The sequence below is a fragment of the Streptomyces sp. NPDC051243 genome, assembly GCF_044455405.1.
Classification (GTDB): Bacteria; Actinomycetota; Actinomycetes; order Streptomycetales; family Streptomycetaceae; genus Streptomyces.
In genome coordinates this window covers 252,605-267,602 of sequence record NZ_JBITES010000006.1, presented here as the reverse complement: position 1 = coordinate 267,602, position 14,998 = coordinate 252,605, and the positions used below count along the sequence as shown (strand labels likewise).

General features: G+C 69.7%; 13 protein-coding genes and 1 pseudogene. 5 read left to right on the top strand and 9 right to left on the bottom strand.

Going from position 1 to position 14,998, the window contains the following annotated elements; all coding sequences use genetic code 11:
• Nucleotides 1-103: 103 nt before the first annotated feature.
• The 6 genes from ACIBAG_RS17475 to ACIBAG_RS17450 all read right to left on the bottom strand — a co-directional run bounded on the left by ACIBAG_RS17475 (nt 104) and on the right by ACIBAG_RS17450 (nt 7,749).
• Nucleotides 104-406 carry a hypothetical protein gene (locus ACIBAG_RS17475; RefSeq protein WP_399106326.1) on the bottom strand — a complete coding sequence of 101 codons (303 nt, stop codon included), beginning with the start codon at nt 404-406 and terminating at the stop codon, nt 104-106.
• Between the two features lie 140 nt (nt 407-546).
• On the bottom strand, nt 547-1,548 hold the full coding sequence (locus ACIBAG_RS17470; protein WP_399105879.1) for a TerC/Alx family metal homeostasis membrane protein: 1,002 nt from the start codon (nt 1,546-1,548) through the stop codon (nt 547-549).
• 224 nt (nt 1,549-1,772) lie between these two features.
• On the bottom strand, nt 1,773-3,851 hold the full coding sequence (locus tag ACIBAG_RS17465) for a TerD family protein (RefSeq protein ID WP_399105877.1): 2,079 nt from the start codon (nt 3,849-3,851) through the stop codon (nt 1,773-1,775).
• A gap of 63 nt (nt 3,852-3,914) precedes the next feature.
• Nucleotides 3,915-4,493 carry a TerD family protein gene (locus ACIBAG_RS17460; protein WP_399105875.1) on the bottom strand — a complete coding sequence of 193 codons (579 nt, stop codon included), beginning with the start codon at nt 4,491-4,493 and terminating at the stop codon, nt 3,915-3,917.
• A 198-nt stretch (nt 4,494-4,691) separates the two neighbouring features.
• A complete protein-coding gene (gene uvrB / locus ACIBAG_RS17455) occupies nt 4,692-6,842 on the bottom strand; it encodes an excinuclease ABC subunit UvrB (protein WP_399105873.1) in 2,151 nt (716 codons plus the stop codon).
• Nucleotides 6,843-6,882: 40 nt separating this feature from the next.
• On the bottom strand, nt 6,883-7,749 hold the full coding sequence (locus tag ACIBAG_RS17450) for an MHYT domain-containing protein (RefSeq protein WP_399105871.1): 867 nt from the start codon (nt 7,747-7,749) through the stop codon (nt 6,883-6,885).
• 278 nt (nt 7,750-8,027) lie between these two features.
• Here ACIBAG_RS17450 and ACIBAG_RS17445 point away from each other — a divergent pair.
• Nucleotides 8,028-8,885 (top strand): annotated as a pseudogene (locus ACIBAG_RS17445) (glycerophosphodiester phosphodiesterase); the annotation flags it as partial.
• A 77-nt stretch (nt 8,886-8,962) separates the two neighbouring features.
• Nucleotides 8,963-9,517: a methylated-DNA--[protein]-cysteine S-methyltransferase gene (locus ACIBAG_RS17440; protein ID WP_399105869.1), complete on the top strand. Its 555-nt coding sequence runs from the start codon at nt 8,963-8,965 to the stop codon at nt 9,515-9,517.
• 561 nt (nt 9,518-10,078) lie between these two features.
• Here ACIBAG_RS17440 and ACIBAG_RS17435 read toward each other — a convergent pair.
• On the bottom strand, nt 10,079-10,507 hold the full coding sequence (locus ACIBAG_RS17435; protein WP_399105867.1) for a VOC family protein: 429 nt from the start codon (nt 10,505-10,507) through the stop codon (nt 10,079-10,081).
• Nucleotides 10,508-10,607: 100 nt separating this feature from the next.
• Here ACIBAG_RS17435 and ACIBAG_RS17430 point away from each other — a divergent pair, with 100 nt between their 5' ends.
• Together ACIBAG_RS17430 and ACIBAG_RS17425 are read left to right on the top strand one after the other, a co-directional pair.
• Complete coding sequence (locus ACIBAG_RS17430; RefSeq protein WP_399105865.1) at nt 10,608-11,516, top strand: pseudouridine-5'-phosphate glycosidase; 909 nt, start codon at nt 10,608-10,610, stop codon at nt 11,514-11,516.
• Between the two features lie 211 nt (nt 11,517-11,727).
• A complete protein-coding gene (locus ACIBAG_RS17425; RefSeq protein ID WP_399105863.1) occupies nt 11,728-12,672 on the top strand; it encodes a carbohydrate kinase family protein in 945 nt (314 codons plus the stop codon).
• Between the two features lie 49 nt (nt 12,673-12,721).
• Here ACIBAG_RS17425 and ACIBAG_RS17420 read toward each other — a convergent pair whose 3' ends face one another.
• Nucleotides 12,722-13,516: a methyltransferase domain-containing protein gene (locus ACIBAG_RS17420; protein ID WP_399105861.1), complete on the bottom strand. Its 795-nt coding sequence runs from the start codon at nt 13,514-13,516 to the stop codon at nt 12,722-12,724.
• A 7-nt stretch (nt 13,517-13,523) separates the two neighbouring features.
• Nucleotides 13,524-13,793: a hypothetical protein gene (locus ACIBAG_RS17415; protein WP_399105859.1), complete on the bottom strand. Its 270-nt coding sequence runs from the start codon at nt 13,791-13,793 to the stop codon at nt 13,524-13,526.
• On the opposite strand from ACIBAG_RS17415, the gene corA reads away from it, so the two are divergent.
• Nucleotides 13,786-14,913 (top strand): magnesium/cobalt transporter CorA, encoded by a 1,128-nt coding sequence (gene corA / locus ACIBAG_RS17410; protein ID WP_399105857.1) that lies wholly within the window; start codon nt 13,786-13,788, stop codon nt 14,911-14,913. The genes ACIBAG_RS17415 and corA overlap by 8 nt on opposite strands.
• Nucleotides 14,914-14,998: the final 85 nt, after the last annotated feature.

Below are 14,998 nucleotides of genomic sequence, written 5' to 3'. Positions count from 1 at the left end.
GGAGCGATCGTCGCAGAGGGCTTGCGGGTTCGCATTCCGGTCCGTGTGGCTTTCAGGCGGCCCCGCGCCCTCGGGATGCGGGGCCCCTGTGGGTCGTATGTCGCTACGCGAAATCGGTCATCTCCTGTACGTCGCAGTCAGTGAAGGTCGGTGGCCTGCTGCACAGCGCGGCCATCTGCTCCGCGAACTTGGTCGTCTCGGGGTCGTCGCTGTTGCGCATGGCGTCCTCGTAGGAGTCGAACTCGATCACTACGAGATAGCGGTTGCTCTGGCCCCAGTCCTTGAGGACGAGACGGCGCGTGGGGCCGCCGCTGCGACCCTCGAAGCGCTGCTGCGTCTCCTGGGCCAGCTCCCGCATCTCGTCGATGCGCTCGGTCTCGAAGTCGATGATCTGCACGAACTTCATGGGTGCGTCCACTGGTGCCTCCACCCAGGCTGCTATGTCCCCGGCCGGGGACACCCAGCACCCAAAGAAGCACCGGGAGCGGTGCTCGGCAATTCGCTGGGCACCACTCCCGGTGTTGGTTCTTCCTACGCCCGACGTGGTCAGACGTCGATGCTGTCCTTCGGAGCGCCTTCGCTCCGCGCCTGCGCCGCCTCGGCCGCCGCCTGCTTCTTGGACGCCCTCAGGCTGGTGATCGTGGTGACGATCAGAACCGAGCAGATCACGCCGAGCGAGACCGGAATGCTGATCTCGGGGACGTGGACGCCGGACTCGTGCAGCGCGTGCAGCACCAGCTTCACGCCGATGAAGCCCAGGATGATCGACAGGCCGTAGCTGAGGTGGACAAGCTTCTTCAGCAGGCCGCCGATGAGGAAGTACAGCTGCCGCAGACCCATCAGCGCGAAGGCGTTGGCCGTGAACACGATGTACGGGTCCTGCGTCAGGCCGAAGATCGCCGGGATGGAGTCCAGGGCGAACAGCACGTCCGTGGTGCCGATCGCCAGCATCACGACCAGCATCGGGGTCATGACCCGCTTGCCGTTCTCCTGGATCCAGAGCTTGGTGCCGTGGTAGCGGTCGGCGACACCGAACCTGCGCTCGGCGGCCTTGAGCAGCTTGTTCTCCTCGTACTCCTCGTCCTCCTCGTCGGCCCGAGCCTCCTGGATGAGCTTCCAGGCGGTCCAGATCAGGAAGGCGCCGAAGAGGTAGAACACCCACGAGAAGCTGGCGATGATCGCGGCACCGGCGGCGATGAAGATGGCTCGCAGCACCAGGGCTATGAGGACACCGACGAGCAGCACCCGCTGCTGGTACTGGGACGGCACCGCGAACTTCGCCATGATCAGGACGAAGACGAAGAGGTTGTCGACGCTCAGCGACTTCTCGGTGATGAAGCCCGCGAAGAACTCACCGGCGGGCTGTCCGCCGCCGAAGATCAGCAGGCCGAGGCCGAAGAGGCCGGCCAGGGCGATCCAGACGACCGTCCAGATTCCGGCTTCCTTGATCGACACATCATGCGGCTTGCGACCGATGAAGAAGTCGACGGCGATCAGGGCGGCAAGGCCCACGATGGTCAGGACCCACAGGGTCGTGGAAACTTCCACTGCGCCTCCGGCAGTCGTAACGGCAAATGTCAGCGTCGTCGCGCGCCGGAGGTCTCTTCCACCCATGATGGGCCGACGCCCCGGGATCTGGCCGGATCCGTATTGACGGGTACGTCGCAGCAGACAGGGAGTACTCCCCTCCGTGGGATGAACAGTACCCCAATCACCAAGGAAAGGTAAAGCGCTTGGCAAAAGAAACGCCAAGTTCGCTGGTCAGAGGCGCTTTACCAGTGCTTGGCCCGAGCTGCCGCGACCTGTGTGAGCACCTGCTGGAGCACCTGGCTGCCGGGCGGCACGAGTGAGGGCTCGTAGGTCCAGGCATGCCCGACCCATGGGTCGGCGAGGTGGTCGTCCGGCACCGGGGTCAGTCGCAGCAGCGAACGCCACAGCGGGTCGAGCAACGGGCCATAGCCGGCCGCCTCCTCACGGTCCGCGACCATCATCAGGTGGACGCCGACGGCCGGACCCTCGTCCGCCAGGTAGCGCAGCTGATTCACGGCCCGGTCGTCGAAACCGTGCGGGAAGTCGTTGACGATCAGCAGTTGCTCGGAGGTGTCGAACCCGGGCGGCAGGGAGTCGGGCGCCCCGCCACGCACCGCCATCTGCACCAGGTCGACGCGCTGGGTGAGCCTCGCCAGGACCTCCGCGACTCCCGCCGCGCCCATCGCGGGCGGGGCCGCGAGCACACCGGTCTGCACCAGCGGCGCGAGTGCCTGCGCGCCCGAACCGGCCGGATCGATGACGTGCACGGTGAACTCGCCCGCCGGATAGACGGCGAGCAGCCGTGCCGCGTGCGCCACCGCCGTCTCCATCGCGAGACGCCGCAGGTCGTGGGAGTCGGTGAACGAGCCGTCGAGCGACCCGCCGGGTCCGCTGTCGATCCACAGGCCGCGCTCCAGCGGCAGCCGGACCAGCATCGGAATGCGCAGCCGGTCGCTCTCGGGCAGGTGGAGGTCGCCCAGGCGTAGGGCCATGGGTATCTCCGTCGGTACGCGGTAGCCGTGCCAGACGGGGTTGTCCCAGCGCGCGTACGCGGGCGGCAGCGCGGGTTCGACGACCTCGGCCTCGGCGGTGAGCTGGGCGATGTCCCGGTCGAGCGCCGCCCTGGCCTGGTTGACGAGCTGGGCGTGCTTTGCCTGGGCCTCCTCGCGGGCGGCGTCGCCCTGTCCGCCGATCCGGCTGCGGGGATCCGACAGGACCTGATCGAGCTCCTTCTCCATGCGCGAGTCGGCGAAGTCGACCGCGCTGCGATAGGCGGCGGTCGTACGGGCCAGGTCCTCGAACATGCCCCACACCTGGTTGTAGAGCCGCTCGTCCATCGACCAGCCGGTGGCGTCGCCCGCGACAGGCTGAGCAGGCTGCCCGGGCTGGGCCGGGGGCGCGGTGGGCGGGGGTGGCGGCGGAGCCGCGTTCTGGCGGCGTGGATGGCTGTAGTTGATGGGGCCGCCGGACGTGGGTGCGGCCGGCTGGGCGGGGTCGGCGGCGCCGGTTCCGCCCTGGTACGACGTCTGCGGCGCGGGCTGCCCCGATGCAGCGGGCGTCTGGAGCTCGTACGGGGACTCGGGCTGCGGTGCCGGCTGTCCGGGCCCGCCCGGTGCCTGGGTGCCGTAGGGCGACGTCGGCTGCGGCGGTACGGGGCCGGGGGCGCCCTGCGGCGCGGGACCGCCCTGGTCCGGGCCGAGCGCCGGTGCGGCCGCCTGCCGTGACCGGTCACCGTCCGTGCGCGGCGGGGGTGCCGGCACGGCGCGGGCCATGCCCTGGGCCACGGCTTCGTTGATGCCGCCCGCGAGTTGGTGGGCCTGGGGCAGCCCCTGGTCGGTGAAGAGATCGGCGAGACCGCCGGCGTAGCCCTGGCCGATGGCGCGCACCTTCCAGGAACCCTGGCGGCGGTAGAGCTCCAGGGCGACCACGGCGGACTCGGCCTCCAGCCCGGCGATGGTGTAGCTGACGACCTCGGTGCCGTCGAGGCCGGTGACCGCTACGACGGGGGCGGGGACGGTACCGAAGCGGGTCGGGCCGACGACCCCGGTCGGCAGGGCGAGCAGCACGCTCACTCGGTGGACGGCCTCCGGCATGGCGTCCAGGTCCACCGCGAGCCGGTGGTCGGCGGCCGCCTGCCGGGAGACCTCGAGGCCGGGCAGAGTGGGGGCGCCGGGGTGGGCCACCCACTCGACGCCGTGGATCCTGCCCTGCTCGTCGCCGAGCGTGGCTCCGGCGACGATCGGCGTGCCGGCCGAGACACGGATCTCCAGTCGGGCCTGGGAGAGCGGGTGGTTCTGCCCCCGCACCAACTCGGCCGTCATGCCTTCGTCCCCCTGTGTCGCTTGTCGTGTCGTGTGCCGCCCGCCGGGGCCGCCGCGCGGGTCCTACAGGTGCGGCAGGATCGCCGGCATCAGGTCCTGGAAGGTCCGGCCGTTTGCCGGGGTGCCGAGGGCCGTCATCGCCCAGCCCGGGCCCGAGCGGTGCACCTTCGCCATGATCTGGGCCGTGTACGAGCCGCCGCCCGCGAGGGTGTAGCGGGCGAGCTCCTGGCCGTTGGTCTCGTCGACCAGGCGGCAGAACGCGTCCTGCACCTCCTGGAAGGTCTGGCCCGTGAAGGAGTTCACGGTGAAGACGATCTGGTCGATGTGGACCGGGACGCGCGCGAGGTCGACGAGGATCGCCTCGTCGTCGCCGCCCTGGCCGACACCGCCGACCAGGTTGTCACCGGTGTGGCGCACCGAACCGTCGTCGCTCACCAGGTGGCGGAAGAAGACGACGTCGATCGGCTGCTTGTCGGCGAACAGGACGGCCGAGGCGTCGAGGTCGACCTCCCGCGTCCGCGAGCCGAACAGGCCGCGCCGGGGAGCCGCCTGCCAGCCGAGACCCATGCGCACCGCGGTCAGGCTGCCGCCGTCGTTCTTCTGCAGACTGATGGCCTGACCCTTGGTCATGTTGACGGTCACGTGCCGATTCCCCTCTCGAGCTGTCCCCTGTTGGCCGCGGGCTGCGCGGATGACCAGCACCCTACGCAGGGGCACTGACAGTGCCGTACCCCGGTACGTACTTTGTGTCGGTCTTGCAACACACCGCGTGCCCGGCATGCCCTCGAAGGCCGTTCGGGGGCGCCGGTCACGGGGCGTTGACCGGCGCCCGTGGCCCCGTCAGGCCAGGCCCGCCTCCTTCATCTGGCGCAGTTCCTTCTTCATCTCGGCCACCTCGTCACGCAGCCGGGCGGCGATCTCGAACTGCAGATCCGCGGCCGCGGCGCGCATACGCTCGGTCAACTCCTCGATTTGCTCGGCGAGATCGGCCGCCGGACGGTCGGTCGGCACCGTCTCCTTGGCCTTGCCCTTGGCGGACTTGGCCGCCGCCTTCGTGCTCTTGGCCGCCTTGTCGCCGAGGGAGGGCACGGGGGCCTTGGTGCCCCGGCCGTCCTTCTTCGCGCGGTAACCGGTGCCGAGCAACTGCTCGGTGTCGACGTCCTCGCGGGCGATCTGCGCGACGATGTCGTTGATCTTCTTGCGCAGCGGCTGGGGGTCGATGCCGTTCGCCTTGTTGTACGCGACCTGCTTCTCCCGGCGGCGGTTGGTCTCGTCGATGGCTTTCTCCATCGCCGGAGTGATCTTGTCGGCGTACATGTGGACCTGGCCGGAGACATTGCGCGCCGCGCGGCCGATGGTCTGGATGAGGGAGGTACCTGAGCGCAGGAACCCCTCCTTGTCGGCGTCGAGAATCGCCACCAGCGACACCTCGGGAAGGTCGAGGCCCTCGCGGAGGAGGTTGATGCCGACGAGGACGTCGAACTCGCCGGAGCGCAGTTCGCGCAGCAGCTCGACACGGCGCAGGGTGTCGACGTCGCTGTGCAGGTAGCGCACCTGGATGCCGAGCTCCAGGAAGTAGTCCGTGAGGTCCTCGGCCATCTTCTTGGTGAGGGTGGTGACCAGGACGCGCTCGTCCTTCTCGACCCGCGCCCGGATCTCGTGCACCAGGTCGTCGATCTGGCCCTCGGTGGGCTTGACGACGACCTCGGGGTCGACGAGGCCGGTGGGACGGATGATCTGCTCGACCTGGCCGTCCGCTCGGGAGAGTTCGTAAGTGCCCGGGGTCGCCGACAGGTAGACGGTCTGCCCGATGCGCTCCTGGAACTCCTCCCACTTCAGGGGACGGTTGTCGAGGGCCGAGGGCAGGCGGAAGCCGTGGTCGACGAGGGTGCGCTTGCGGGAGGCGTCGCCCTCGTACATGGCGCCGATCTGCGGCACGGTGACGTGCGACTCGTCGATGACGAGCAGGAAGTCGTCCGGGAAGTAGTCCAGCAGGGTGTTGGGCGGGGAGCCGGGCGAGCGGCCGTCGAAGTGCATCGAGTAGTTCTCGACGCCGGAGCAGGTGCCGATCTGGCGGAGCATCTCCAGGTCGTACGTCGTCCGCATCCGCAGCCGCTGGGCCTCCAGGAGCTTGCCCTGCTTCTCCAGTTCGGCCAGCCGCTCCCCAAGCTCCTTCTCGATGTCGTTGACGGCCCGCTCCATGCGCTCGGGGCCGGCGACATAGTGGGAGGCCGGGAAGACGTACAGCTGCTCGTCGTCGCTGATGATCTCGCCGGTGAGCGGGTGCAGCGTGGACAGGGCCTCGATCTCGTCGCCGAACATCTCGATGCGGACGGCGAGCTCCTCGTAGACCGGGAAGATCTCGATGGTGTCGCCGCGCACCCGGAAGGTGCCGCGGGTGAAGGCCATGTCGTTGCGCGTGTACTGGATGTCCACGAAGCGACGGAGCAGCTGGTCGCGGTCGATCTCCTCGCCGACCTTGAGGGGGACCATCCGGTCCACGTACTCCTGTGGCGTACCGAGGCCGTAGATGCAGGAGACCGAGGCGACCACGACGACGTCGCGGCGGGTGAGCAGCGAGTTGGTCGCGGAGTGGCGCAGGCGCTCGACCTCCTCGTTGATCGAGGAGTCCTTCTCGATGTAGGTGTCCGACTGCGGGACGTAGGCCTCGGGCTGGTAGTAGTCGTAGTACGAGACGAAGTATTCGACGGCGTTGTTCGGCAGGAGCTCGCGGAATTCGTTCGCCAGCTGGGCGGCCAGCGTCTTGTTCGGCGCCATCACCAGGGTGGGGCGCTGGAGCTTCTCGATCATCCACGCGGTGGTGGCGGACTTGCCGGTGCCGGTCGCGCCGAGCAGGACGACGTCCTTCTCGCCGGACTCGATACGCCGGGCGAGATCGGCGATGGCCTGCGGCTGGTCGCCGCTGGGCTGGTAGGGGCTGACGACCTCGAAGGGCGCCACCGTGCGTTCGATGCTGGAAACGGGCCGCATGGAATCCACCGTACGACCCGCCACTGACAACGCGGTCCGATCAGTGGTTCTGCGGGGTTCGGGAGCCTCGGTGCCCGTGGGCGCGGCGCGGCCGCAGCGGTGGGCGGCGGGTCGGGTGCGGGACGGTGGCGTGGGCCGGGACACCCGGCTTGTGCTCGACGGGGGCCCCGGTGGGCTTTCCCATGACCATCTTCGGATCGAACATCACGACGGCGCCCGCGATGAGGAGGAAGGCGAGCGGGCCGACCAGCATCGGCGCGAGCAGGGAGGCGGGTGAGTCGCCCGGCGAGGCGGACTCGGTGCCGTGCAGATGGACGCTGAGGGCGGCCATGCCCGTGTAGTGCATGCCGCTGACGGCCAGGCCCATGACGAGGCTCGCGCCCACGCTCCACAGGAACCCTCTGACCTGCCCGGCTGCCCACAGGGCGGCCGTGGCCGCCACCATCGCTATGACGACGGAGACGGCGACGGTGAAGGTGTTGTACTCGAGCCTGCCGTTCAGCTGCATGCCGGCCATGCCCAGGTAGTGCATCGAGGCGATACCCAGGCCCGTGATCGTGCCGCCGGTGAACAGGGCCGTTCCGCGGGCCCCCTTGTAGCCGACGATGAAGATCCCGATACCCACCATGACGATGGCGACGGCCAGGCTGGCGAACGTCATCGGTTTGTCGTAGTGGATGGGTGTCTCCTCGACCGTGAACCCCATCATCGCGACGAAGTGCATGGTCCAGATGCCGGAGCCGATGGCCGCCGAGCCCAGGGCCAGCCAGCCGGGGCGCCAGGAGTGCGAGACGAGCATCGATCTGGTGGTGCAGCGCAGACCGAGGGCACCGCCGAGGCAGGCCATGAGGTAGGCCACCAGCGGTGTGACGAGTCCGTAGCTGAAACCGTCGATCGTGCCCTGCATACGCGGCTGCCTTTCCCGCCCTCTTACGTCCCGGAACTCCGTGAAATGCGCCCCCTCCCAGGACCGCCCGAGCGGTCAGGGTTGAGGCAGAGAGTAACTCCCACCGCAATGGTCGAACGATTTTCCGGCAAAGAAACACGGCCTTGCCCCAGTTGTGCGGCACGGGTGAGCGGGCCCGGGCAACTCCATTCAATCTGTGGCCATTCTGTACTCCCTCGCCGTTGACCCTCTGCTGTCACAGTTGAGCTGTCCGTGATCGTTCGACGCGAGGAGTACGCATGCACGCGCGCGCTGTGGTCGCCACGACGGCCGCGCTCCTGGGGACCGCCGCTCTTCTGCTTCCCGCCTCCGACGCCCGCGCCGGCGCCGAGCCGCCCACGGTCATCGCCCACAGGGGTGCCTCCGCCTACGCCCCCGAGAACACGCTGGCAGCCGTCGACAAGGCCGCTGAACTGGGCATCAGCTGGGTTGAGAACGACGTGCAGCGCACGAAGGACGGCAAGCTGGTCGTCCTCCACGACGACAACCTGAAGCGCACGACCGATGTGGAGCAGGTCTTCCCCGACCGGGCGCCCTGGAAGGTGAAGGACTTCACCACCGCCGAGATCGCCCGCCTGGACGCGGGCGGCTGGTTCAGTCCCGTGTACGCGGGCGCGCGCGTGCCGACGCTGGAGCAGTTCATGGAGCGCGTGGAGCTGCACCACCAGAACCTGCTCCTGGAGATCAAGAACCCCGATCTGTACCCGGGCATCGAGCGGCAGACCCTCAAAGTGCTGGACAAAGCGGGTTGGCTTGATCGGCACCACCTCGCGGGCCGGTTGATCGTGCAGAGTTTCAGCGCCGGCAGCACACGGACCGTCCATGAGCTGAAGCCCGCCGTCAAGACCGGCTTCCTCGGGACGCCACCCGCGGCCGACCTCGCCGGTTACGCGACCTTCGCCGACCAGATCAACCCCTCGTACGGCTCCATCTCCCGGGGCTATGTCGCCTCCGTCCACGCGTTCACGGGACCGCACGGCAGACCGCTGGAGGTGTTCACGTGGACCGTGAACGACGCGGACACCGCCCGGCTGGTCGCCGGGTACGGCGTGGACGGCATCATCACCAACACCCCCGACGTGGTGCGGGACGCCGTGTCCGAGGATGCGGAAGCCACGCGGGAGCCCACGTCCGCTCCCCGGGCGTTGTCAGTGGCGGGTCGTACGGTGGCCGCATGGACAGCGATGGGCAGTACGCGCAGCAGGTCGGGTGGGCCGTCGTCGGTACCGACATCGGTCCGCTGATGCTGGCCGCGACCCGCGACGGCCTGGTCAGCGTCGTGTTCCACGCAACCGAGGAGGTGCGTGAGAAGGCACTCGACCGACTGGCGTCCCGCCTGGGCACCGAGCCGGTCGAGGCGCCGGACTCCCCGCTGCTGGCCGAGGCGATACGCCAGGTGGAGGAGTACTTCGCCGGTACGCGGCGTGACTTCGAGCTGCCGCTGGACTGGGCGCTCATCTCCGGCTTCAACCGGGAGGTGCTGCGCGAGCTGGCCTCCGGGGTCCCGTACGGCAGCGTCGTCGGGTACGGCGATCTGGCCCGGCGGGTCGGGCAGCCGGGTGCCGCGCAGGCGGTGGGGATGGCGATGGGTGCCAATCCGCTGCCGGTGGTTGTGCCCTGTCACCGGGTCGTCGAGAGCGACGGCGGAATCGGGGGATTCGGGGGCGGCCTGGAGACCAAGCGGAAGCTGCTCGCGCTGGAGGGGGTGCTGCCGGAGCCGCTGTTCTGAGCGCTTCATCGGCCTCGGAGAGCCGGGTAGTGCTCGGCGATCGGTCATGCAGGTCGGGCGGGTGGGACAGCGGGTCCGGCTCGGCGTACGGCCGGTGCCTGGTGACCGCCGTCGACCGGCAGGTCGTCGCGGCACAGGCGTACGTCACGCCCTGGCGGTTGCCGGCCCTGCGGCGTCGTATAGCGGCCGTGCTGATCGCGACGCAGATCGTGGGCGGGCTGGGGGGCCGCCACCGGCATCGCGCCGCAGCGTGCCGGCCACGGAGGCCAGGGGCGCCGAGTCCTTGTCCGGGCTCCCGCCCACGGCGACCGTCGCCAGTACAGCGGTGCCATCGAAGCCGCCGACCGCGTTGAACGACCGCGCGAGGGCGCCGTCCCGGACCGGTGCCGGCCCATCTCATCGGGGCTGTGGGAGCCGGGGTCACGGTGGTCGAGGCCAGAGTCGGGAGTTTTCCGCTGCTGATGTGCCGGATGGCCGCGTTCGGTCAGGCCTCGTCGGCGAACCTGCAGGCGCGGTTCTCCAGAATGGGGGCCACGCGCGCGTGGCCCCCAACGCGGCTCGCTAGTCGTAGTGCCGGGCCTCGAAGACGTTGCCGTCGGGGTCGCGGAAGTAGAAGCTGCGCTCGGCCTTGCCGCGGGCGCCGAAGGAGTCGTGGGAGATGTCGGACACGGGCGCGCCACGTTCCTCCAGGCGGGCCCGCAGGGCGTCGAGCTCGTCTCCGGGCAGGGCCAGGCAGACATGGTTTACCGGGTGACCGGCGCTGTCGGCGGCACCGGGAAGCATCGTCATCCGCTCCGCCATGGCGAGCGGCATGAGGTCGAGGATCGTCTCCTCGTTGAGGCGCACGGAGGGGAAGGGAACCGCCCCCGCGGAGTATTCGGAGAGCCTGACCGGCTCCATGCCGACCGCCTTCTCGTAGAAGTCGGCCGACGCCACCGGGTCGCGCACCCAGAGGACGACATGGTCAAGACGTGCGGAGTTGTCCGTCATGCCCCCAAGGCTGGTGTCCTCTCCCACAGGCCGCAAGGGGTTTGATCCGGAGCTGCGCCCGCCAGAGATGAGGGAAGACCGACCGACAGGAGGCAGGCGCGTGGTGCTGGTGGTGTCCGAAGAAGTGCGGGGGGCGATCGACGCGCGTCGCCCCGTGGTGGCCCTGGAGTCCACGATCATCGCGCACGGGTTGCCGCGCCCGCGCAATCTGCAGGTGGCGCTGGAGCTGGAGGACGTCGTACGGCGGGAAGGCGCGGTCCCGGCGACGATCGCCGTGCTGGACGGCCGACCCCATGTCGGGCTGGACAAGGAGCAGCTGGAGCGGGTCGCGAACGAGGACGGGATCCGCAAACTGGGGCACCGGGATCTACCGCTCGCGGTGGCCTCCGGGGCGAGCGGGGCGACCACGGTCTCGGCGACGGCTCTGCTGGCGGCCCTCGCCGGTGTACGGGTGTTCGCGACGGGTGGGCTCGGCGGTGTGCACCGGGAGTGGACGGTGACGCAGGACGAGTCGGCCGACCTGGGGCTCCTGGCGCGTACGAGGATCACTGTGGTGTGTGCCGGCGTGAAGTCGATCCTGGATGTCCCGGCGACGCTGCAGCGGCTGGAGACCATGGGAGTCGCGGTGGCCGGCTACCGCACGGAGCGCTTCCCCGGCTTCTACCTCTCCGACTCGGGCCATCCTGTGGACTGGACCCTGCAGTCGCCCCAGGAAGTGGCTGAGGTGATGCGCGCTCAGGACGCGCTCGACGGGCCCGAGTCGGCGCTGATCGTCGCCAACCCGGTTCCGGAGGAGGAGCAACTGGATCCCGAACTGCACGCGCGTGTGCTCGCCGACGCGCTGCACGCGTGCGAGGAGCGGGGCATCGCCGGTCAGGCCGTCACTCCGTTCCTGTTGGACTATCTGGTACGGCACACGGACGGTGCCTCGCTGAGCGCGAATCTCGCGGCGGTGCGCGGCAACGTACGGCTGGCGGGTCGGATCGCGGCAGCGTGGGCCGGGGCGTGAGCGGGAGGTGACCGGGACAGGGGCCCGCGGAACCGGGAGCGAGGCGAGCGGTCGCGAGCCGGGGAGCGGGGTAGCGGCTCACGAGCCGCGAAACGAGGCACACGGTCGCGAGCCGACGAACAAGGCGCGCGGTCGTGAGCCGGCACACGAGACACGAGGTCGCCAGCCGGGAAACGAGGCAGCGGCGCACGGTCCCGCCGACGGCGGGACGGTGACCGGTGGTTCGGGAGCCGCGCCGACCGCCGGTGGCTTCCACGACGGTCCGCTGCTGGTCGTCGGGGACGTGGTGACGGACGTCATCGCCCGGCACCGGGGGCCGCTCGCCTCGGGCACGGACACGGCCGCGGCAATCCGGACGGTCCCGGGCGGCGCGGGCGCCAATGTGGCCTGCTGGGCCGCGTATTGGGGCTGTGCGGACGTGCGGTTGCTGGGGCGGGTCGGCGCGGACACGGCCGCATGGCACGAGCGTGAGCTGACCGCCGGTGGAGTACGGCCCTGCCTCGTCGTGGATCCCCAGGCGCCCACCGGAACGGTGATCTGTCTGGTCGACACAGGCGCCGCCGCCGAACGCACGTTCCTCACCGACAGCGGCGCGTCGCTGCGGCTCGAGCCCGGTGATTGGTCGGACGCGGTGCTCGACGGTGTCGCCCGGCTGCATCTCTCGGGTTACCTGCTGTTCTCAGAGTCCGGCCGGGCACTCGTGGCGGTGGCTCTGGAGTCGGCACGTGCGCGTGGCGTGCCGGTGAGCCTGGATCCGGCGTCGGCGGGATTCCTCGTGGAACTCGGCGTCGACCGTTTCCTGGCGCTGGTGGAAGGTGTGGACATCCTGTTGCCCAGCCGCGACGAGGCTTGCCTGCTCACGGGGCTGCCCGACGGGGCGGACGCGGCGGCCAAGTTGAGCCGTCATGTCCCGCTGGTGGTGGCCAAGCAGGGCGCTCACGGCGCCCTGGTCGCCCGGTCGGGCACCGTGAGCGCCCGGGTAGGCGCCGTACCGGCGACGCCGAGGGACACGACGGGTGCGGGCGACGCCTTCACCGGCGCCTTCCTCGCGACACTGCTCTCCGGCGCCGTACCGGAGGACGCGGCTCGGGAAGGGTGCCGGGCGGGGGCGCTGGCGGTGGAGCGGGTGGGCGGGAGGCCGCCACGAGTGGGGTGACGGCCGCTCGTACGTACGGCGGCTGCCCACGCCGTTCGCGGCCCGCCGGTTACGCCTTGCGTCCCCACGCCGAGATCATCGGGGTCGCGGCGAGGTCCAGGCCGCCGGTGGTGATGTTGTCGAGGTGGCGGTCGATGTCGTGGTCGGTGGCGAGGCCCGCGGTGACGAGCTGGTCGCGGTTCTCGCGGATGGTGGTGGACTCCAGGGCGGCACAGGCGGGCGAGGAGACCGGGAAGTAGGCCTCGGCAACCACCCGGCGCAGTCCGGCCGCACGGAGCAGGCGCGGGAGTCTGCGGCCGAAGGAGAGGTCGGCGCCACGCTCGGCGAGGAGGGCGCGGACTCCGTCGCGAAGGCGATTGGCCAATTGCTGTTCGGGGCCGTACTCGTCGGGGCAGAGCAAGGGTTGCAGGGCAGGGTCGGCGTCCTCGACCAGCAGCCGGCCACCCGGGCACAGGGCCTTGATCATGGACCTCAACGCCCGTTCGCAGTCCGGAACATGAGAGAGGACCATCCGGGCGTGCACCAGGTCGAACTCCTCCCCCGGCGGCTCCTCGACGCCCACGTCGTGCACGCGGACCTCCACCGGATGGCGCGCGGCCGGGGCGAGCCGTGTGGTGTCGACGTCGGTCGCGACCACTTTTCCGGTCGGGCCGACCTTCTTGGCCAGCCAGGAGACCACCGACGTGCCGCCGGCGCCCACCTCCCAGCAGCGCCAACCGGGTCCGATGCCGAACCCTTCGAGGTAGCGGAACGTCGTGGGATCGAAGAGAGGGCCCAGTGCGTCGCAGTGCTCGTCCGCCTCGGCCTGCCGGTTGTCCAGGAGATAGCCGTCGGTTCGCATCATGACGAGATCATCCCATTTGCTCTGTTTGCTGGGAGTGGTCGACGCTCGGCGGCATGGTCGCGAATTCGGCCCGCCCCGCTCCCGCGCCGACCATCCACGCCGCATCACCTTTTCTCCCCACGGCAACCTGGGCAAAGACCTTCGTCCACAGGCGGGAACAAAGCGGAATCCAGTACTCCCACAGGCTTACCCGCAGCTCACCCCCAACTGGCAAACTGGCGAGCCAGGGCGCGGAAATGCGGCGCGAGGATCCACGCAAGGAGATCCAGATGTCCATGGCAGGGAATCTGCGGAAGGTCGCCGGCCTCGACAAGGTCGGCAGCCTCCGCAAGGTGGCACGGCTGGCTCGGCGACGCCCCCGTGTCGACCTCAGCCATCCCGCCAGGTCTCCGCTGGGCTCCTCCGTGGTGAACTGCGTGACGTACCGGGACGGCGCGCGGGTCCAGGAGAAGGGGGATCTGGTCGACGTCGTGCAGCGGGTGCGCAAACGCGGGGCCGGATTCGTCTGGCTGGGCCTCCATGAACCGACGGACCAGGAGTTCGCGGGCATCGCCGAGTTGTTCGCCCTGCATCCACTGGCGGTCGAGGACGCGGTCGAGGCGCATCAGCGGCCGAAGCTGGAGCGCTACGACGAGACGCTGTTCGCCGTGTTCAAGACGGTCTGCTACGTCGAGCACGAGAAGCTCACGGCGACGAGCGAGGTCGTGAACACCGGCGAGATCATGGTGTTCGTCGGCCAGGACTTCGTGATCACGGTTCGGCACGGGCGGCACGGCTCACTGGGCCCGTTGCGCGAGGAGCTGGAGTCGAACCCCGAGCAGCTCGCCAAGGGGCCGGCGGCGGTGCTGCACGCGATCGCGGACCACGTGGTCGACGACTATCTGAGCGTCACCGACTCGGTGCAGGAGGACATCGACGAGGTCGAGACGGATGTGTTCGCGGAGAACGGCGCGCGGGCCGACCCCGGGCGGATCTACCAGCTCAAGCGGGAACTGCTGGAGCTGAAGCGGGCCGTGGTTCCGCTGAGCCGACCGCTCGAGGACCTGGCCACGCTGCCGATCCGGGTGGTGGAGCCGGAGATACAGGCGTACTTCCGCGACGTGTCCGACCATCTGCTGCGGGCAAAGGATCAGATAGCGGCCTTCGACGAACTGCTGAACTCGATCCTGCAGGCGCACCTGGCGCAGGTCACCGTCGCGCAGAACGAGGACATGCGGAAGATCACGGCCTGGGCCGCGATCGTCGCCGTGCCGACGATGGTGTGCGGGGTGTATGGAATGAACTTCGACTACATGCCGGAGTTGCGCTGGACGTTCGGCTATCCGCTGGTCATAGCCGTGATATCCGTCGCCTGCGTGGTCCTCTACCGAGGCTTCCGGCGCAACGGATGGCTCTGACGCCTGATTTGGCCTGCTCCGGTGCGTCCCCGACCGGCACGATCGGCCGGCCGAGGACGATACCGGAGGTGAGGACGGGGCGTTC